This window comes from Verrucosispora sp. FIM060022, from assembly GCF_003977705.1.
GTDB lineage: Bacteria > Actinomycetota > Actinomycetes > Mycobacteriales > Micromonosporaceae > Micromonospora > Micromonospora gifhornensis.
In genome coordinates this window covers 434,408-453,524 of the sequence record NZ_RQIV01000004.1, presented here as the reverse complement: position 1 = coordinate 453,524, position 19,117 = coordinate 434,408, and the positions used below count along the sequence as shown (strand labels likewise).

Genomic DNA, 19,117 nt, shown 5'->3' with positions numbered 1-19,117 from the left:
TGACCGACGCCGACCTGGTCTGCGTACTCACCGAATGGGCCGACTTCCGCAACGCCGACCCGACCGTCCTCGGCGAACTCGTCGCCGGACGGCGGGTGGTCGACGCCCGCAACTGCCTCGACTCGACGCTGTGGACGCAGGCGGGGTGGGAGTACCGGGGGTTGGGTCGTCCCTGACCTTCTGGTTTGGCGGGGTGGGTTCTCGGGGTGGGTTTTCCGGGGGAGCCCACCCGTGGGGGTGACCCGCCGACAAGTGTCGAATTCCGGGGCCGCATTGGGCATGCTGCGACAGTGGGAATCCACAGTGTGGGTGGAGGGGTGTCGTGGCGACCTTTCAGTGCTCCTCGTGCGAGCAGGAGATCAAGCCGGCGGTCCGTTGCCCGCGCTGCGGCGCGCACCAGCCACAGTGGGCCGAGCACCTGGCGGAGATCGAGCGGTCCATCGCGGAGATGAAGGCGCGCGAGGCCGCGATCGCCAGCGAACAACGGCAGCTCGCGTCCAAGATGCAGGCCGCCATCTTCCAGCGGGACACCCTGGCACACGCCGGTAACGTCGGTGACGGTCGGACCCGGCAGGCCGGTCGGCCCCGCCGCGTGCTGCGCCGCCGACCGGCCTACAAGTCGCCGGGTGCCGGCACCGTCCCACCGACCCGGCACAAGCCGAGCGACGGTGCTCCACCACCACCACGGGTGCCCCGGCAGGGCGCCACCGACGGTGCCGAGGAACTGCCGCCGACCACGCCGATCTGGCTGGACGCCGACAACCCGGAGCATCCGCCGGAGGCCTCCTCGCGGGAGGTCCAGAACATCCCCCTCGGCCTCGGCGCGCTGCTGCTCGGCGTGGCCGCCGTGGTCTTCGCCGTCCTCGCGACCAGCTCGATGGATGCGCTGACCCGCCTCGGCATCCTGTTGCTCGCCACCGTGCTCATGCTGCTCGCCCCGCCGGTGCTCACCAAACGCGGGCTGACCTCGACCGCCGAGACCATCGCCGCGGTGGGACTGCTGCTGGTGCCGCTCGCCGGGTACGCGCTGTGGGCGGTGGACCGGATCGGCGGCGGCTCCGGAGCCCTCTTCGCCGGTGTCATCTTCGCGGTGACCGCCGCCGTCTCCGTCGGGTACGCCGGGCTGACCCGGCTCCGCGCTCCCCGCTTCGCCGCCGTGCTGGCCGCCCAGCCGGTGGTGCCACTGCTGGCGTACGAGCGGATCAGCGGTCCCGCCGGTTGGGCGCTGGTGTTGACAGTGGTGGCTGTGCTCGACCTCTGGCTGGCACGCTCTCCGGTCACCGTGCAACGACCGGCCGTCGACGGGTCGGACGATGCCGCACCGGCTCGGGCGGCCACCCCGCGCCAGCGCACCGCCGACGGGCGGCCCGAGGGCGCGCCGGAGGAGGCCGGTGAGCTGATCGACCCCGTCGTCGGCACCCCGGCCGTTGCACCCGCGCAGCCGGTGCCGGGGCTCCGGGAGCTGACCTGGGCGCTGCACGGCGTCGCCGTCGTACTCGCCCTCGGCCACGCGGTGACCGCCCTGCTGCGCACCGACACCGTGTCGGGCGCGATCGGCGCCGGGCTGGTGCTGCTGCTCGCCGCCACCGTCTGCCTGGTCGGCACGCTGCTGCTGCGCCGCCCGCCGCTGCCCGACATCGGCGCGGGGGTGCTCACCCTCGCCGTCATCGGCGCCCTCGGCCGGGTCGCCTCGGTGGCGTTGCCCGGTCGCTCGCTGCTGCTGATCGCGGCCGTCATCGCGGTGACCGGTCTGGTGGTGCGGGCGGTGCCCGAGTCCGCCCGGCGCGGCCCACAACTGGCCTCCGCGATAGCGCTCACGGTCAGCGGAGTGGTGGTGGCCGGCAGTGCCCTGCGCGCCGGGATCGCACCCGTCGAGGCCGCGCTGCCGGCCTGGGCCGCCAACCTCGACCGGTACCCGGCCGAACTGGCCGCCGCCGCGGGGCCCGCCGGCTGGCAGCTCGCCGCCAGCGCCTTTCTGCTGACCGTGGCGGCGGTGGTGGCGCTGCCCGCCGAGATCCGCCGCGAGTTCGCGGTGACCGGTGCCGCGTTGACCGCCCTCGCCGTACCCGCCTCGTTCGGGTTGAGCTGGTCGGTCGCGCCGTGGCCGATGGTGCTGACCGCGATCGGCATCGGTGCGATCGGGTTGTCCGCCCGTACGACCCGGGCCGCCCGGGCGCACGCGGTGGCGGCTGCCGTCGTCGGTCTGGCCGGTGCCGGAGCGGCGTTGGCCCGGCCCGCGCTGACCGCCGCCGTGCTGCTCACCTTCGTCGTGGCCGGCGTGCTGATCGCCGTCGCCCCCCGGATCCGGCTCGCGCCGGCCGCCGCCGACGAGATCTCCGCCTGGGCAGCCGGCGGTGCGGCCTTCGCCCTGCCCGGGGCGGTGGCCGCGTTCGTCGCCGCCCTCCGGTACGGCGAACCGACGTTGACTCCGGCGAGCCTGCGCGAGGCGACCGTGCCGGTGCTGGCCGCCAGCTTCCTCGCCGTCTGCGTGACGCTCGGCTACGCCGCGATCGTCCAGGTGTCCCAACGGCACATTCCGATGCCACTGTCAGTGGGGGCCGGCCTCGGTGCGCTGGTGGTCGCGGCTGCCGGATTCGGGGCACCCGGTGCCACCGTGGCTGACGCCTGGGTCAGCGCGTTGCTGCTGGTCGCCGCCGTACTCCTCTTCCTGGCCCCGTCGATCGACGCCGGACGTCGCTCCGATCTGACGATGGACGGCTCCGACCTGGCCGCCGCGGCGGTGACCGCGGCCCTGGTCGCCACGCTGCTGAGGATCGGCACGGTGCTCGCCCCCGGCGGACAACTCGCCGTCGCCGCGGCGCTGGTCCTGGTGGTCGCCGTCGCCGCGCGGGCGATGCCGGAACAGTGGCGACGCGGTCCGGTGCTCGGCCTCGCGGTCGGCGGCGTGCTGATCGGTCTGCTGGCCGGCTGGATGGCGCTGCGCGGTGGCGTCGGCGTCCTGGCCACCCCCGGTCCGATCTGGAACGGTGACCTCAGCGGGTGGCCGGCCGCACCGACCGGTGGCACCACCTGGCAGGCCCCCATCGCGTTGGCCCTGCTGGCGCTCTCCGCCGCCATCCTGCTGCCGCCACCGTGGCGCTACGACGTGGCCGGCGTGGCGGTGGTCCTGGCCACCATCGGTGCCCCGGCTGCGTTCGACCTGGCCTGGTGGTCGCCGGTGGTGATCGGCGGCATGGTCGCCGCCGTGGTCGCGATGACGGCCGTCGCCTCCGTCGACCCCCGCGCCGCCCTGTCCAGAATCACCGTCGCCGGGGTGATCGCCCTGCACGCCGCCGGTGCCGGCCTGGTCCGCCCGTGGACCACCGCGCTGGCGCTGACCAGCGTCGTGGTGATCGGTACGGTGGTGGCGGCGCTGGCCCGTTCGATGTCGGCCTCCCTCGTCGAGGACATCCAGGCCGAGGGGATGCCGCCGCACCTGGCGCAGATCGGCGGAGCGGCCGTGGGAGCCGCGTTGCTGGCGTTGCCGGGTGCCACGGCCGCGCTGGCCGCCGAGTTCGGCCACCCCCCGCAGGCCATCCTCACCGCCGGTCTGGCCGCCACCAGCCTCGGCCTGGCCGTGGTCGCCGGGGTCCGCGGGCAGATCCCGCAGTACCTGCCCTGGGCGAGCGCCGGTGTGGTCGGCGGCGCGGTGGTGACCGCGCTGGCCGCCGTACCGCTGGGTCTGCAGGTCGGGGTGTACGCGGCCGCGGCCGCCCTGCTCGGGGTGCTCGCCGAACTGGTCCGCGAGGCGACCGAGCCTCCCGCCGATCCGATCCAGCCGCCGCGCCGCTGGACGGTGCTGCTGGACGGGGCGATCCGGCGGACGCCCGACGATGGTCTGCGTCCCCGTTGGCGGGTGAGCCCGGCTGCGGGTGCGCTGGGCGCCGCCGCCCTGCCGACCCTGCTGGCGGTGATCTCCATCGCGCCGGCGTTGTCGGCCGCCCTGGTCGACCCGATCCGTACGCTCCGCCGGGTCTGGCAGGGCCCCCCGCCGGAGTTGCTCGACCCACCGGCGGCGGCGGTCAACCCGACACACGTGCTGACCGCGTTGCTGCTGACCGCGACGGCGGCGCTGGCGGCCACCGGATTCAGCGCCGGTCGACGCTCCCGGGCGGTGCCGGTGGTGCTGCCGGGCGCCGCGATCACCCTGTTGATCGCCCCGATCGCGTTGGGCAGCGGCTGGCCGATGAGCACCCGGGCGGCCCTCGTGGTGTTCACCATCTCGATGCTGGGGCTGGCGCTGACGCCACCACCGTCCCTCGTGGAGCGGGCGCGTTCGCTGCGGCTGGCCCGGGTACTCGTCTTCCTGATCGGCCTGGCGGCCGGCGGGGCGGGCCTGGCCGGCAGCCTCGCCACCCGGGAGCTGACCCTGCTCAGCCTCGGCGGCGCGGTCGGGGTCGGCGTGGTGGCGGCGTTGTTCGGCACCACTTCGCGGGCCCGCATCCTCGGCTGGCTGTTCGCCTCGCTGATGGCGCAACTGTTCGTGCTCACGGTGGGACTGGTGGCCGGGCTCGCTGCGGTGTGGTCCGCCTTCGGGGTGCTCGCGGTCGGTGCCGCGTTGCAGGTCTTCGCCGCCCGGCTGCCTCGGCTGCGTCGCCCCGAGGCACGGGTGGAGGCCGCCACCGTGGAATGGAGCGGCCACGCCGCCGCCCTGATCGCGCTGGCCCTGGCCTTCGACTCGCCGCGGCACATCGCCGCGCTGCTGGCCGGCTGGGGTGCGGTGCTCGGCGTCGCGGCGATGCGGCCGGGGCGTCGACCGGTGGAGCGGCGGATCCTGTTCTGGGCGGTGGTGATCTGCGAGATCACCGCCTGGTGGATCCTGATGTGGGTGGCCGACGTGGCGCTGCCCGAGGCGTACACGCTGCCGTTCGCCGCGTTGGCCCTGCTGGTCGGCGTCCTGGAACTGCGGCAGCGGGCCGACATGAGCAGTTGGGTGGCGTACGGTCCGGCCCTGGTGGCCGCCTTCGTACCGACCCTGGCGATCGTGCTGGCCACGGATTCGAGCACGCTGCGTCAGGTGCTGCTGCTGCTCGGTGCGGTGGCCGTGCTGGTCTTCGGGTCGATGAGCCAGCAGCAGGCGCCGGTCATCGTGGGTGCGGTGGTGACCGCCATCGCGGCGGTGCACGCCCTGTTCAGCCTCGGCCCCTGGCTGGCGTTGATCCCGGTCGGCTTCCTGCTGCTGATTCTCGGCGCGAGCAACGAGCGTCGCCGACGCGCCCAGGAACGCCTCCAGACCGCGCTGCGGGGCATGCGCTGATGCCGTTACCGCGCCGCGCGTAGTCGGAGGAGGTGCGCGGCGGTGTGCGCGACGACCGGATCGGCGTCCGCCGACAGGTCGGCGAGGGCCTGCGCGGCGGTGTTGCCCGGGATGTCCGCCAGCGCCCCCACCAGCCGTCGACGGGTGGCCGCGTCGCCGGCGGCGTCGAGGCGTCCGACCAGGCGGACGGCGATCTGCTCCGCCAGGGCGGCCTCCCCGGCGAGCACGCTCAGCGCGTCGGCCGCGTCGACGTCGCCGGCCTCCTCGACGACCATGTCGACGAGGGTGGGAACCGCGTCGGCGACGCCACGGGCCCCGAGCGCCAGGGCCGCGTACCGGCCGACCGCGAGGTCCGCGTTGGCGAGGGCGTCCCGCAACAGTACGGTCGCAGCGTCGCTCGGGATCTCGGCGATGGCGTCGACGGCCCGTCTGCGTACCTCGGCCGTCGGCGCGTCGAGGCCCTCCGCCAGCAGCGCCAGTCCACCGTCGCCCGACTGCGCCAACGCCCAGCGCAGGGCGCCGGCGACGTTCGGGTCCTCTTCGCTCAGCACCGCCTCGACCAGCGCCTCCACCGGCATCACGGCCGCTCGCGGCAACGCCAGGGCCGCGCGTTGGCGTTCACCGGCGCGGTCCGACCGCAAGCCCTGCAGGAGCGCCACGATCTGGAGCACCTCCGACCAGTCGGCGGGTTCCGCGGCACCGACGCGGCGGAGTCGGGTGAGCAGGTCCGTCTCGGCCGCGATGCGGTCCCGGGTCTGTCGGATGAGGTCGTCCACGAGCGCCGCGGGCGTGAAACCGGGGTCGTCGAGGGCCCGCCGGACCTCCCGCAGCGACAGCCCCAACGATCGCAGGCTCTCGATGTGGAAGATCCGCCGGATGTCCTCGTCCGCGTACTCCCGATAGCCGGACCCGGTCCGACCCGTCGGCCGCACCAGCCCGAGCGCCTCGTAGTGCCGCAGCATCCGGGCACTGACCCCGGACCTGCGGGCCACCTCACCGATCAACACCGCCCGTCCCCCATCCCGCCCGTCGCCCTTCCTGGCCGTGACCCTTCCCGGCCGTCAGCCTCCTGGGCCGAGGGCGACGATCCGTTTCGCCTCCTCGACGGCGAAGTCGAAGCCGGTGTCCGGGTCGCGCCAGAGTTGCTCGGTGGCGATCGCGTGCTGGCGTACCCGCGGGTCGGGGTGGGTCGTCGCGGCGCGCAGCACCGGCATGATCACCTCGCCGAGCCCGACCAGCGCCCGGCTGAGGCTCAACTGCGTCTCCCGCTCGCCGCGCCCGAGCTGCGTCGCCAACACCGCGACCAACCCGGATTCCGCACCTTCCGGCACGAGTACGACCGCAGCCCGCCAGGCGCTGCGCGCCACCTCGTCGTCGGCGTCGGTCAGCAGCTCGTGCGTGATCGCCGGCCAGGCCCGCCGGTCCCCGATCTTGGACAGCGTGTGCAACGCCTGGCTGCGCGCCTGCCCGGACGCCGAGCGCAGTTCCTCGATCAGCCTGGGAACCGTCACCGAGGCCGGCTGTCGGGTGAGCGCCCAGGTGAGCATCTCGCGCACGAAGAACTCCGGCTCGACCGCGCACCGCTCGACAAGCACGTCCACAACCTGCGGATCCGGGGTCGTCCCGGCCGCCAACGCCATCCGCAACCGCACCGACGAACTACCGTGCGCCAACCCCACCCGCACCCGCTCCGCCTGCGTGCCCTGTGCGGCCTGCGTACCCCGCTCCGACTCGGCCACTGCAATCACCCCCGCGCCCAGTCCACCCCTTCTCACGATGTCAAGGTCAACCCCACACGGGTCATCACCGCCGCACCATTACGCCGAAACAGCGGGATACACAACAGCAGAAAACCGCCATTACGGCGAAACGGCGACGGGGGGGACGGTCGCCCCCCAGCCCCCACCGCAACCAGCGGAAAACCTAAGCCAGAGAAGCCCGCAGAGCCGCATCCTTCTCCGCGACCAACTGCTCCAGATCAGCCTGGTACGCCGACATCCGATCGAGCAGCGCCGGGTCGGACGCACCCAGGATGCGGACCGCGAGCAGCCCGGCGTTGCGGGCGTTGCCGATCGACACGGTGGCCACCGGCACACCGGCCGGCATCTGCACGATGGACAGCAGCGAGTCCATGCCGTCGAGGTGCTTCAGCGGCACCGGGACCCCGATCACCGGCAGTGGCGTGACCGAGGCGATCATGCCGGGCAGGGCTGCGGCACCACCCGCACCGGCGATGATGACCTTGAGGCCCCGTCCGGCGGCGGCCCGTCCGTAGTCGATCATCTTGACCGGGGTGCGGTGCGCGGAGACGACCTCGACCTCGTACGGCACCTCGAACTCGGCGAGCACCTCGGCGGCGGCCTTCATGGTCGGCCAGTCCGAGTCGCTGCCCATGATCAAACCAACGGTGCTCACGCCGTTCCCTCCGTGCCGTCGCGCAGCCAGCGCATCGCCCGTGCGGCGCGGGCGCGTACCTCGTCCAGGTCGTCGCCGAGCACGGTGACGTGCCCGATCTTGCGGCCGGGGCGGACCTGCTTGCCGTAGAGGTGCACCCGGGCGGTCGGTTCGGCGGCGAAGAGGTGGTGCAGCCGTTCGTCGATCGGCATGCCGCCGGGCTCACCACCGAGCACATTCGCCATCACCACCACCGGGGCGGCCAGCGAGGTGTCGCCCATCGGGTAGTCCAGCACCGCCCGCAGGTGCTGCTCGAACTGCGAGGTGCGGGCGCCTTCGATGGTCCAGTGCCCGGAGTTGTGCGGGCGCATCGCCAACTCGTTGACCAGCAGTCGGCTGCCGCTGGGCGTCGAGGGCTCGGCGACCTCGAACAGCTCCACCGCCAGCAACCCCACCACGCCGAGCGCGGTGGCCAGGTCGATGCCGAGCTGCTGAGCGGCCACCGCCAGCTCCTCGGGCAGGTCCGGCGCGGGCGCGAGCACCTCGACGCAGATCCCGTCGCGCTGCACCGTCTCCACCACGGGATAGACGGCGACCTGCCCGAACGGGGACCGGGCCACCTGCACGGCCAGTTCGCGGCGCAGCGCCACCCGTTCCTCGACGATCAGCTTGGTGCCGCCGGCGAGCAGCGTCTCGGCCAGCTCGGTGGCCTGCGCGGCGTCGCCGACCGGCCAGACTCCCCGCCCGTCGTATCCACCCCGGGCGGCCTTGACCATCACCGGCCAGCCCACCTCGTCGCCGAAGGCCACCAGGTCGGCCGTCGACTCGACGGGCCGCCAGGCCGGGTTCGGCGCGGCCATCGCGTCGAGCCGTTCCCGCATCACCCGCTTGTCCTGTGCGTGCACCAGGGCGTCCGCCGGCGGGTAGAGCTTCACCCCCTCGCCGGCCAGGGCGCGGATGTGCTCGGTCGGGACGTGCTCGTGGTCGAAGGTGACCACGTCACACGCCTTGGCGAAGGTGCGCAGCGCGGCCAGGTCGGTGTGGTCGCCGTACTGGACGTCGGCGGCGACCAGGGCCGCCCCGTCGTCCGGCGTGAGCGCGAGAACGCGCAGCGACTGGCCGAGGGCGATCGCGGCCTGGTGGGTCATCCGGGCCAGCTGGCCACCACCCACCATGCCGACAACAGGCAGACCGGTACGGGAATCCATAGCCGCGCCAGCCTATCGGGGCCGGTCGGGACCCTGCCCGGCGGATCCGGCTCAGGTCAGCTGCGCCACCAGGTCCTCGACCGTGTCGACCGGCCGCTGGCAGACGAAACCCCGGCAGACGTACGCGGCGGACTCGCCGTCGAGCAACGGCCGGTCGGCCAGCAGCGGTACGCCTGCCTGGTCCGGCTGCCCGGCCACGATCACCGCGCCGGGCGGGGCGTGCCGGTGCGCCGCCGCGACCAGCGGGTCACCGGCGGGGTCGGCGGTGACCACCGCGATCTCGTACGGCCCGGAGAGCAGTGCCTCGCCCACCGTCGCCGCGTAGCCGGTGAACCGGGCGTGCCGCCCGACGATCGGCGCGACAGTGGACAGGGCCGCCTCGGCGACCTCCCGGTAGCGGGTCTGCCCGGTCAACGCCGAGTACGCCACAAGCGCGGCGGCGATCGCGGAGCGCCCCGAGGGGGTGGCGTTGTCGGTCGGATCGGCGGGGCGGGCCACCAGTTGCTCGGCGTCGTCGGCAGTGTCGTAGAACGCCCCACCGGGGGCGGCGAAGTGCGCCAGCGCGGTGTCCAGCAGCTGCCCGGCCCACTCCAGCCAACGTCCCTCACCGGTGACCTGATGCATGGCGCAGAACGCCTCGGCCACGCAGCCGTAGTCCTCCAGCACACCGGCCGGCTCGCCGACCCGGCCGTCGCGCGAGGCGCGCCGCAGCCGCCCGTCCACCATGTGCACCCGGGCGAGGTACTCGGCGGTGTCGCGCATCGCACCGTCGGCGACGATGGTGACCCCCTCCAGCAGGTTGGCCTCCCCCTCGGTGCCGATCCGACCGGAGGTCTCGACCAGCCGGACGAACTCGGCGAGCGCGGTGACGGCCAGACCGTTCCAGGCGGCCACCACCTTGTCGTCGCGGGCCGGCTGCGGGCGGGTGTCCCGGGCGGCGAGCAGCCGGCGTACGACGTCCTGCCAGCGCTCCCGTACGGTCGGGTCGGCGTCGTCGACGTCGCGGGCCAGCTTCAGCACGCTGGTGCCGTGCTCGAAGGTGCCGCTCTCGGTGACGGCGAACAGGTCGGCGGCCCACCGGCCGTCCTCGTCACCCAGCACCTCGACGAGTTGGGCCGGCGTCCAGACGTAGGTGAGCCCTTCGACGCCTTCGGTGTCGGCGTCCAGCGCGGAGGCGAACCCCTGGCCGGGCCGGTGCAGCTCGTCGGCGAGGAACCGGGCGATGTCCCGGGCCACCCGCAGCGCCAGCGCGTCGCCGGTGAGCCGCCACAGCTGCGTGTAGACCCGCAGCAGCAGGGCGTTGTCGTAGAGCATCTTCTCGAAGTGCGGCACGGTCCAGTGCCCGTCCACGGAGTACCGGGCGAAGCCGCCGGCGAGCTGGTCGTGGATGCCGCCCCGGGCCATCGCCTCGCAGGTGTGCCGGACCATCTCCAGGCTCTGCGGCGAGCCGGTGCGCTGGTGGTGGCGGAGCAGGAAGAGCAGGTTCAGGTGCGGCGGGAACTTCGGTGCGCCGCCGAATCCGCCGTTGGTCTCGTCGTACTCGCCGGCCAGTTGGGTGGCGGCGGCGTCGAGCAGGTCGGCGGTGAGCGGGGCGGTGGGGCCGCCGACGGCCTGGGCCCCACCAACCGCCTCGACCACCGCGGCGCCCTGCCGCAGTACGGCGTCGCGCTGCTCGCGCCACGCGGTGCCGACCGACTCCAGCAGCCGGACGAAGTTCTGCCGGGGGAAGTACGTTCCGCAGTAGAACGGGGTGCCGTCCGGGGTCGCGAAGACCGTCATCGGCCAGCCGCCCTGGCCGGTCATCGCCTGGGTGGCGGTCATGTACACGGCGTCGACGTCGGGCCGCTCCTCCCGATCCACCTTGATCGACACGAACCCCTCGTTGAGCAGCCGACCGACGCCCTCGTTCTCGAACGACTCGTGCGCCATGACGTGACACCAGTGGCACGCGGAGTAACCGACCGAGATCAACACTGGCACGTCGCGCCGCTTGGCCTCGGCGAACGCCTCGTCGCACCAGGGCCACCAGTCCACCGGATTGTCCGCGTGCTGGAGCAGGTAGGGGCTTGTGGCGTGGGCGAGTCGATTCACCCCCCGACCCTACCCATCCGCCACCCGCAGGTTGCGTTGATCATGAGGTTGGCGGCACACGGTGAAACGCAGGAGTCAGGAGGCACCATCTGCGCGCAGGGGGAGAACGTTGGTGGGGGTCTGGCGGGCCAGGGAGTTGAGCACGGCCGCGATCTTGTCGGCGGGCATCGGCTTGAAGAAGTGGTAGCCCTGGGCGGCGGTGCAGCCCAGCTCGGTCAGGGCCGAACGTTGGGCGGCGGTCTCCACGCCCTCGGCCACCACGCGCAGGCCCAGCTCGTGTGCCATCCCGACGGTGTGGCGCACGATCGCGGCGGCCTGCGGCGAATCCCCCATCCGCAGGACGAACGAACGGTCGACCTTGAGCTCGTCCACGGCGACCCGGGCGAGGAAGCTGAGCGAGGAGAAGCCGGTGCCGAAGTCGTCGACCGCCAGTTGGACGCCCATCGCCCGCAGGGCGGAAAGCACCTGGTCGATGACCTCCAGCTCGCTCATCACCACCGTCTCGGTGATCTCCAGAACCAGCCGGTCCGCCGGCACCTGATGCCGGCACAACGCCTCGGCGATCTCGCTGGGCAACCGTGGGTCCAGCAGGCTACGGGCGGAGAGGTTGACGGAGATGGGGATGTCGAGACCCTCGCCGGCCCAACCGGCGGCCACCGTCAACGCCTTGTCCAGTACGTACCGGGTGAAGCTGCCCAGCTGGTCGCTGTTCTCCACCGCCCGGATGAAGTCAGCAGGGCTGAGCAGGCCCCGGCGTGGATGTCGCCAGCGGATCAACGCTTCCACGCCGGTCGGCGCCCCGGTGGCCAGGTCGACTGCCGGCTGCAACACCAGGACCAGCTGGTCGTCGGTCTGCAACGCCTCACGCAGCTCGGCGAGCAGGGCCAGCTGATCGGTGCTGGCCGCATCCCGCGTGCTGTCGTACGTGGCCACGCTGTCGCCACCCGACTTGGCCTGGTACATCGCGATGTCGGCCCGGCGCAGCAGCTCGGTCAGGTCGGCGGTGCCGGCGGCGGCCACCACCACCCCGACGGACACCTCGACGGACATCCGCACCCCGGCCACCTCGGCCGGCGCGGCCAGCCGCTCGGCGACCTCCCGCGCCTGACGCAGGGCGTACGCCAGCGCAGCGGTGTGGTCCCCCAGCACCGGCACCGACGTCAGCAGCAGCGCGAACTCGTCTCCGCCGAGCCGGGCCAGCAGGTCACCGGGGCGGGTCAGGGCGGTGAGCCGGTTGGCGGTCAGCCGCAACAACTGGTCGCCGGCCGCGTGCCCGAGCGTGTCGTTGACCTCTTTGAACTGGTCGACGTCCAGCAGCAGCAGCGCGACCGGATGATCGTGGGCGAGCTGCCGCAGCGCCTGATCACCCTGGCTGAGCAGGGCGGCCCGGTTGACCAGCCCGGTCAACGGATCGTGCACCGCCTCGTACGACGAACGCGCGGTGACCAGTCGCAGCTCCCGGTGCGTCGCCGCGTCGTGCAGCGCGGCGGCCAGCGCGTCGGCGTAGGCGGCGAGGGCGTCGCGTTCCCGCCCAGTGGACGGGGCGGTACGCGGCAGCCGCACTCGCAGCCGGCCCACCCGGGTGTCGCCCACCGACAGGTCACGGACCAGTTCTTCCGAGTCGGCCACGTCCCTGGGCGGCGGTATCTCGCGGTCGACCAGGCGCCCACCGGGGTCGCCCCGGTAGCGCCACCAGCGCCCGTCGGCCCGGGCCACCTCCACGTCGACGATCTCCGCCTCGAACAGCGCCAGCGCGCCGGTGACCCCCGCCACCGCCACCCCGCGCTCGTCGAGTTGGTTGAGCGCTGCCGTGGCCTCGGCGAACGACCGCCACGTGCGTCGCTCGCGGTCGTCGCGCAGCCGCTGCCGGTACGTCTGCTGCAGCAGCCAGAGCAGGACGGGCAGCAGCAACAACCACCGCAGGTCGATCTCGATGAGCACCACGACGAGTACGCCGACCACCAGGTTGCCGACGAACATCAGCAGCTTGCCGCGCAGTGCGGCGAGCAGCGGGCGGCCGATCGACATGCCGTGGCGCACCGACAGCATGAACCCGCCCAGCGCCGCGCCCGCCAGCAGATAGGTGACCGCCCCGGCGGTGACCGCGAGCGCGAGTGCCGGCGTCAGGGGGGCCAGCAGCGGCTGACCGATGGCGGTGGTGACTGCCACCGCCAGCGCGACGGCGGCCGTCTGGGCCCCGGCGATGCGGGCGACCTCCCAGGTGGTCCGGCCTTCGTCCACGATGGTCATGGCCGTCCAGGCCAGGGCGACACCGAGCATGGCCGCGGCGGGCAGCCAACCGGGCGGCACCAGGTAGAGGCAGACGATCAGCGCCGCCTCGGCCCAGGTGACGCTGACGACGCCGGCGGCGGCCCGGAACCGCAACCGGGCCAGCTGCGACAGAGCGAAGGCGGCCACCGCGATGCCGAACCGGGCCGGCCCACCGAGCGGATCGTCGACCGGTAGCCGCGCGGGGAGGCTCAGCCCGACGACGGCGGCGACGAGTGCGGTGCACAGGACTGCGGCGGTGAGCAGATGCAACCCGAGGGGGGTGCCACGGCCCTCGGGCCGATCGATCGAGTGACCGGCCCTGCCGGAGGTCACCGACCTCCTCCTGCCGGCCGACGGAAGGACACGTGAGCGGCGGACACGATTGCGATGCTCATCGACGCCCCCTCCCGCGCAGCTTGAGGACTTCCGGTCCCCCGGCGGAAGGCTAAGCCAAACGCGGTGGTCGCAACAGGGGGCGACCATCCGGTTCGACGTGAATCATGCCCCGCTCAACCGTCCCGGTGCTGCTGGTGCCGGTTGGCGGCGTCCGCGGATGAATCCGCCGTGACGGTCCCATCTGTCGGATCACTGACCATCCGGCCCGCGGCGTCCCGGCGGGCTTCGGGCTGCTGGGCGGGGAACTCGTCGGGCAGCCGGCGCAGGCGGGCGTTCATGTTACGGATCAACAGCACGGTCGCGGCGCCCAGCACCAGGATGAGGAACAGGCCCATCGGACCGGCCAGACCACCCGTCCGGGTGTCCCCGAAGTTGTTCTGCGCGAGCACCTGGACAGCGGTCAGCATGGAATTCCTCCGAAATGCGGTATCCGACCAGGATAACCGGCCGACAGATCAGCGCGCATGGGCCGTCTGCCGTACGCCCGCGAACAGGTCGGACTCGGGCAGCGGGCTGTCGACCAGCGACCGGGCCAGCTGGAAGTCCTCCGTCGGCCAGGCCTGCTGCTGAAGCTCCATCGGCACCTGGAACCAGAAGCCGTCCGGGTCGACCTGGGTGGCGTGGGCCCGCAGCGCGTCGTCGCGGACCGGGAAGTATTCGGCGCACTCCACCCGGGTGGTGATCCGGGGACCCTTGTCGATGCGGTCCTCCCAGCGGATCAGCCACTCCTCGTACGGGGACTCGGCCCCGGTGGCCAGGATGGCCTCGTGCAACGCCAGGATCTTGCCCTTGGAGAACCCGATGTCGTAGTAGAGCTTCAGCGGCTGCCACGGCTCGCCCAGCTCGGGGTAGCGCTCCGCGTCACCGGCCGCCTCGAAGGCCGCCACGCTGATCTTGTGGCACATGATGTGGTCGGGGTGCGGGTAGCCGCCCTCCTCGTCGTACGTGGTGACGACGTGCGGACGGAACTCACGCATCAGGCGCACCAGCGGACCGGCGGCCACCTCGACATCCTGCAGGGCGAAACAGCCCTCGGGCAGCGGCGGCAGCGGATCGCCCTCGGGCAGGCCCGAGTCGACGAAGCCCAGCCAGGCCTGCTCGACGCCGAGGATGGCGCGAGCCGCGTCCATCTCGGCCCGGCGGATGTCGCCGATGTTGGCCCACACCTCCGGCCGATCGAGCTTCGGGTTGAGCACACTGCCGCGCTCGCCGCCGGTACACGTCACGACCAGCACGTCCACACCCTCGGCGACGTACTTCGCCGTGGTCGCGGCGCCCTTGCTCGACTCGTCGTCGGGATGTGCGTGGACGGCCATGAGTCGAAGTTGCTCTGCCAACGTCGGCGCTCCTCGTCTCTGCCCAGTGATCGCCCATCCGTCGGGCCACCGTGGCCTGCCGGATTCCTGCCCGTCGCGGTGCCGGCCCGCGCCAGCCTGTCATATTTGACGTCAGCCATCATTGGCACCAGGCACTCTTGACGCCACGGACCGAAGAAGAACCGGGCAGCCACGAGAAACCGAGCAGCCATGAAAGACCGAGCCGGGCAGAAGGACGAACCTTCGCCATTCTTGCCCATACCGCCGACAACAACGCCAGGAGATACCCGCCGGTGACCGAGACGCACGCCACAATCCCACCGGGCGCGCCCGTGTTCCCGCCCGGCCGGTACGGACGCCGCCGGCAGCCCGGCCGCCGCCGGCCCCTGCTGACCGTCCTCCTGGTGGTCGTCTCGGTGGCCGCGCTCACCGCCGTCTCCGTCCGGCTCTACCGGCAGTACGGTGACCCGGCGTACGACGCCCAGGTGATCACCTACACCGACATCACGGACAACCAGGTGGTTGTCGACTTCCGGGTGAACCTGCCGGAGGGTGGGTCGGCGGTGTGTCTGCTGCGCGCCCGCGACAACGCCGGCGCGGAGGTCGCCCGCGAGGAGATCCCGGTGACTGCGGCCGAAGGACAACGCCAGGTCACCGTCCGGCACCGGCTGACCACCACCGCACGCCCCTTCATCGGCGAAGTGGTCCGCTGCCGCCCGCCGGCCTGAGGCCACCGGGTCCGTCCGGCCGACCCCGTCAGGTCCGTCCGGTGGCAGGCCGGGCGACGTGATCACCGACACTCCTTGTCGTACGACACTGGTAACTTAAAGGTTCACCTGTCAGCCAGCACGCACAACCGAGGAGGACCGCCTGTGTCCAATGGCAACGAGGCGCCCGCCACCTGGCTGTCCCAGGACGCGTACGACCGCCTGAAGGCCGAGCTCGACGAGTTGATCGCCAACCGGCCGATCATCGCCGCCGAGATCAACGCCCGGCGCGAGGAAGGCGACCTGCGCGAGAACGGCGGCTACCACGCCGCCCGTGAGGAGCAGGGCAAGGCCGAGGGACGCATTCTCTACCTGAAGGAGCTGCTCCGTACGGCCCAGGTCGGCGAGGCGCCGACCGCCGACGCGGTGGCCCCCGGGATGGTCGTGACGATCTACTTCGACGACGACGCCGACGACACGGAGACATTCCTGCTCGGCTCCCGCGAGATCGCCTCGACCACCGACCTCACGGTCTACAGCCCCGAGTCGGCGCTCGGCAAGGCGATCCTGGGCGGCAAGGCCGGCCAGACCTGCACCTACACCGCGCCCAGCGGCGCGGACATCAAGGTGACAGTGGTCAGCTTCGAGCCGTTCTCCGGCTGAGTCCCACCCGGCGTCGCGACCGCCGGCACCCGCATTACGGAGGCGTGACACCCCACGGTGTCACGCCTCCGGTGCGATGGTCACCTGATAGCCGCTGGCCCGCAGGGCACCGATCAGCTTCCCGGAGTGCTCCGCCCCCCGGGTCTCCACCGACAGGGCCACCTCGACCTCGCCGAGGCTCAGGCGCGGGTTGGCCCGCTGGTGCACGACGTCAACCACGTTGGCCCGGTGCTCGGCGATCTCACTCAGCAGCGAGGCCAACTGCCCCGGCCGGTCCGAGCAGCGCACCGTGACCCGCAGATAACGCCCGGCTGCCGCCAGACCGTGCTCGATGACCCGCAGCATCAGCAGCGGATCGATGTTGCCGCCGGAGAGCACGGCCACCACCGGGGCCTGCACCTCGACCACACCGGCCAGCAGGGCGGCCACCCCCACCGCACCGGCCGGCTCCACCACCTGCTTGCCGCGCTCCAGCAGCATCAGCAGCGCCCGGGAGATGTCCTCCTCGGTCACCGTGACGACCTCGTCAACGAGCTTGCGGACGTGGGCGAAGGTGATCTCGCCGGGGCAGCCCACCGCGATGCCGTCGGCGATCGTCGCGAAGGCGGGCAGGCGTAGCGGCTCGCCGGCCTTCAGTGACGGCGGGAAGGCGGCGGCCCCGGCCGCCTGCACCCCGATCACCCGCACGTCCGGGCGCAGCGCCTTGACCGCCACCGCCATCCCGGAGATCAGTCCACCGCCGCCGACGCCGGTGACGATCGTCTTCACCTCCGGGCACTGCTCCAGGATCTCCAACGCCACCGTGCCCTGCCCGGCGATGACGTCCGGGTGGTCGAACGGATGGATCAGCACCGCTCCGGTCCGCTCGGCGTACGCCTGGGCGGCGATCAGGGACTCGTCGACGTTGGCGCCGACCAGTTCGATCTGGGCGCCGTACCCCTTGGTGGCGGCGACCTTCGGCAGTGGCGCGTTCACCGGCATGAAGACCGTGGCCCGGGTGCCGACCAGCCCGGCGGCCAGGGCCACACCCTGGGCGTGGTTGCCGGCGCTCGCGGCGACCACCCCTCGCTCCCGTTCCGCCGTCGACAGCCGCGAGATCCGCACGTACGCGCCTCGCACCTTGTACGATCCCGCCCGCTGGAGGTTCTCGCACTTGAGCCAGGCCGGTCCGCCGAGCGCGGCGCTCAGCGGACGCGACGGCTCCAGCGGGGTGGTACGGGTGACGCCGGCGATCAGTTCCCGCGCTGCTCGCACGTCGTCCAGGCTGACCAGTTCCGTCATGCCCCGATCGTGCCACCCGGTGGGTGGACTGCCGGCAGCGCCCGGGGCCGGACGGGGTTGATCGACTCCGTTACGCCGTACCGGCGGTTTCCCGCCCCCGCGCATCCCTCCGTTACGGCGAAACGGCGCCCGGCAACCCCGTGCCGACCCGGGGGTAGCCGGGGGCGTGCCGGGACCAGGGGGCTTCCATCTCGAACTGGCCGGCGACGCCGAGCAGGAGCAGCTCCGAGCCGGGTGGCCCGACCAGTTGCACGGCCAGCGGCAGCCCGTCCGGGCGGCGGCCCACCGGCACCACCAGGGCGGGCAGCCCGGCCACGTTCCAGGGCGCGGCGTACGGGGCGTACCGGATGCTGGCCAGCATGTTCGCCTGCCAGGACCGGGCCGACCAGCTGGCGGCCGGCGGCGGTGCGGCGGCCAGCGCCGGGGTGAGCAGCAGGTCCACCGAGTGGTCGGTGAAGAAGCCGACGGAACGCTCACGCCAGGCGAGCCGGTCGGCCTCCCGGACGTACCCCCGTCGCAGGGCCCATTCGCCGAGTGCGACGTGCCGCCGGCTGCGCGGTTGCAGGCTGCGTCGCTCGATTCCGGCGGCCCGTACGTCCGCAGCGGCGGCGGCGAACCAGGTGGCGATGCCCTGAAGGCCTAGCGCGGTCGGATAGACCGGGTCGGCGGGCACGGTGTCGTGCCCGGCCGCGGCGAGCAGCCGGCCGGCGGCGGCCACCGCGTCCCGGTTCGGAGCGTCGGCCGAGACGCCCCGCACCGGCGAGCGCAGCGAGACACCGACGCGCAGCCGCTGCGGCGGGACCAGCTTCTGCTGGGCGCGTCCGGCGAGCACCTGGAAGCCGACCGCCGCGTCGGCGACTGTGGTGCTGAGCATGCCGTGCTCGGTCAGCCCGAACCAGTCCTCCGCGCCGAGTTGACAGGGCACCACGCCACGGCCGGGCTTCAGGCCGACCAGACCACAGCAGGCCGCCGGGATCCGGATCGAACCGAGCCCGTCGTTGCCGTGCGCGATCGGCACCAGCCCGGCCGCCACGGCCGCCGCCGCGCCACCGGACGAGCCGCCGGGGGTACGCGTCAGGTCCCACGGGTTGCGGGTGACCGCCGTGTCGTCGTCGGTCACCGCCCACAGGCCCAGTTCGGGCATCCGGGTCACCCCGAGGATCACCGCGCCGGCACCACGCAGTCGGCGGACCACCTCGTGGTCGGCCTCGGCCACGGTGGTACGCACCGTCGCGGAGCCGTTCCAGGTGGGCACACCGGCGACCGGAGTGTTCTCCTTGACCGCCACCGGCACCCCGGCCAGCGGCAGGTTCGCCAGGTCCTCCTGCTCGTCGACCTTTTCCGCCTCGGTGACCGCCTCCCCGCCACGCACCGTACGGAACGCGGCGAGGTCGGCGTCGGCCTTCGCGATGTGGTCGAGGTGGTCGGCCAGCACCTGGGTGGCCGAGACATCTCCTCGGCGTACCCCTCGGGCGATCTGTTTGGCGGTCGCCCCCACCCAGGTCGGCATGATGTCCTGCACGGCCACCCTCC

Annotated in this window: 14 protein-coding genes; 4 read left to right on the top strand and 10 right to left on the bottom strand. The window is 72.9% G+C overall.

What is annotated here, in order from left to right:
- Both EG812_RS15405 and EG812_RS15400 read left to right on the top strand, forming a co-directional pair.
- A partial coding sequence (locus EG812_RS15405; RefSeq protein WP_502697195.1) for a UDP binding domain-containing protein occupies nucleotides 1-176 on the top strand: 176 nt, incomplete at its 5' end.
- 146 nt (nucleotides 177-322) lie between these two features.
- Entirely contained in the window at nucleotides 323-5,257 is a 4,935-nt protein-coding gene (locus EG812_RS15400; protein ID WP_126711903.1) for an SCO7613 C-terminal domain-containing membrane protein, read from the top strand.
- A gap of 5 nt (nucleotides 5,258-5,262) precedes the next feature.
- Here EG812_RS15400 and EG812_RS15395 read toward each other — a convergent pair whose 3' ends face one another.
- The 8 genes from EG812_RS15395 to mca all read right to left on the bottom strand — a co-directional run bounded on the left by EG812_RS15395 (nucleotide 5,263) and on the right by mca (nucleotide 14,954).
- Entirely contained in the window at nucleotides 5,263-6,264 is a 1,002-nt protein-coding gene (locus EG812_RS15395; RefSeq protein WP_126711902.1) for a MerR family transcriptional regulator, read from the bottom strand.
- 54 nt (nucleotides 6,265-6,318) lie between these two features.
- A complete protein-coding gene (locus EG812_RS15390) occupies nucleotides 6,319-7,005 on the bottom strand; it encodes a HEAT repeat domain-containing protein (RefSeq protein WP_013731668.1) in 687 nt (228 codons plus the stop codon).
- A 175-nt stretch (nucleotides 7,006-7,180) separates the two neighbouring features.
- Nucleotides 7,181-7,672 carry a 5-(carboxyamino)imidazole ribonucleotide mutase gene (gene purE / locus EG812_RS15385; RefSeq protein ID WP_102659661.1) on the bottom strand — a complete coding sequence of 164 codons (492 nt, stop codon included), beginning with the start codon at nucleotides 7,670-7,672 and terminating at the stop codon, nucleotides 7,181-7,183.
- The gene (locus EG812_RS15380; RefSeq protein ID WP_126711901.1) at nucleotides 7,669-8,859 is read right to left on the bottom strand and encodes a 5-(carboxyamino)imidazole ribonucleotide synthase; all 1,191 of its coding nucleotides are present in this window, start codon (nucleotides 8,857-8,859) and stop codon (nucleotides 7,669-7,671) included. Before EG812_RS15380 ends, purE begins: the two co-directional genes overlap by 4 nt.
- Before the next feature lie 51 nt (nucleotides 8,860-8,910).
- Nucleotides 8,911-10,950, bottom strand: coding sequence for a thioredoxin domain-containing protein (locus EG812_RS15375; protein WP_126711900.1), 2,040 nt, complete (start codon nucleotides 10,948-10,950; stop codon nucleotides 8,911-8,913).
- A 75-nt stretch (nucleotides 10,951-11,025) separates the two neighbouring features.
- A complete protein-coding gene (locus EG812_RS15370) occupies nucleotides 11,026-13,554 on the bottom strand; it encodes a putative bifunctional diguanylate cyclase/phosphodiesterase (protein WP_502697192.1) in 2,529 nt (842 codons plus the stop codon).
- Between the two features lie 176 nt (nucleotides 13,555-13,730).
- Complete coding sequence (locus EG812_RS15365; RefSeq protein WP_013731663.1) at nucleotides 13,731-14,024, bottom strand: hypothetical protein; 294 nt, start codon at nucleotides 14,022-14,024, stop codon at nucleotides 13,731-13,733.
- Between the two features lie 48 nt (nucleotides 14,025-14,072).
- The gene (gene mca / locus EG812_RS15360; protein WP_081476022.1) at nucleotides 14,073-14,954 is read right to left on the bottom strand and encodes a mycothiol conjugate amidase Mca; all 882 of its coding nucleotides are present in this window, start codon (nucleotides 14,952-14,954) and stop codon (nucleotides 14,073-14,075) included.
- 272 nt (nucleotides 14,955-15,226) lie between these two features.
- Here mca and EG812_RS15355 point away from each other — a divergent pair, with 272 nt between their 5' ends.
- Nucleotides 15,227-15,661 (top strand): DUF4307 domain-containing protein, encoded by a 435-nt coding sequence (locus tag EG812_RS15355; RefSeq protein WP_126711899.1) that lies wholly within the window; start codon nucleotides 15,227-15,229, stop codon nucleotides 15,659-15,661.
- 144 nt (nucleotides 15,662-15,805) lie between these two features.
- Nucleotides 15,806-16,303, top strand: a complete 498-nt coding sequence (greA, locus tag EG812_RS15350) for a transcription elongation factor GreA (protein WP_013731660.1) — start codon at nucleotides 15,806-15,808, stop codon at nucleotides 16,301-16,303.
- Nucleotides 16,304-16,363: 60 nt separating this feature from the next.
- On the opposite strand, the gene ilvA is transcribed toward greA, so the two are convergent.
- Together ilvA and EG812_RS15340 are read right to left on the bottom strand one after the other, a co-directional pair.
- The gene (gene ilvA, locus EG812_RS15345; protein ID WP_126711898.1) at nucleotides 16,364-17,584 is read right to left on the bottom strand and encodes a threonine ammonia-lyase; all 1,221 of its coding nucleotides are present in this window, start codon (nucleotides 17,582-17,584) and stop codon (nucleotides 16,364-16,366) included.
- Nucleotides 17,585-17,696: 112 nt separating this feature from the next.
- Complete coding sequence (locus tag EG812_RS15340; protein WP_043719734.1) at nucleotides 17,697-19,112, bottom strand: amidase; 1,416 nt, start codon at nucleotides 19,110-19,112, stop codon at nucleotides 17,697-17,699.
- Nucleotides 19,113-19,117 lie beyond the last annotated feature (5 nt).

Coding starts and splice junctions, on each gene's coding strand:
- EG812_RS15380 (WP_126711901.1), bottom strand. CDS start 8,859: ATGGATTCCCGTACCGGTCTGCCTGTTGTCGGCATGGTGGGTGGTGGC.
- EG812_RS15365 (WP_013731663.1), bottom strand. CDS start 14,024: ATGCTGACCGCTGTCCAGGTGCTCGCGCAGAACAACTTCGGGGACACC.
- ilvA (WP_126711898.1), bottom strand. CDS start 17,584: ATGACGGAACTGGTCAGCCTGGACGACGTGCGAGCAGCGCGGGAACTG.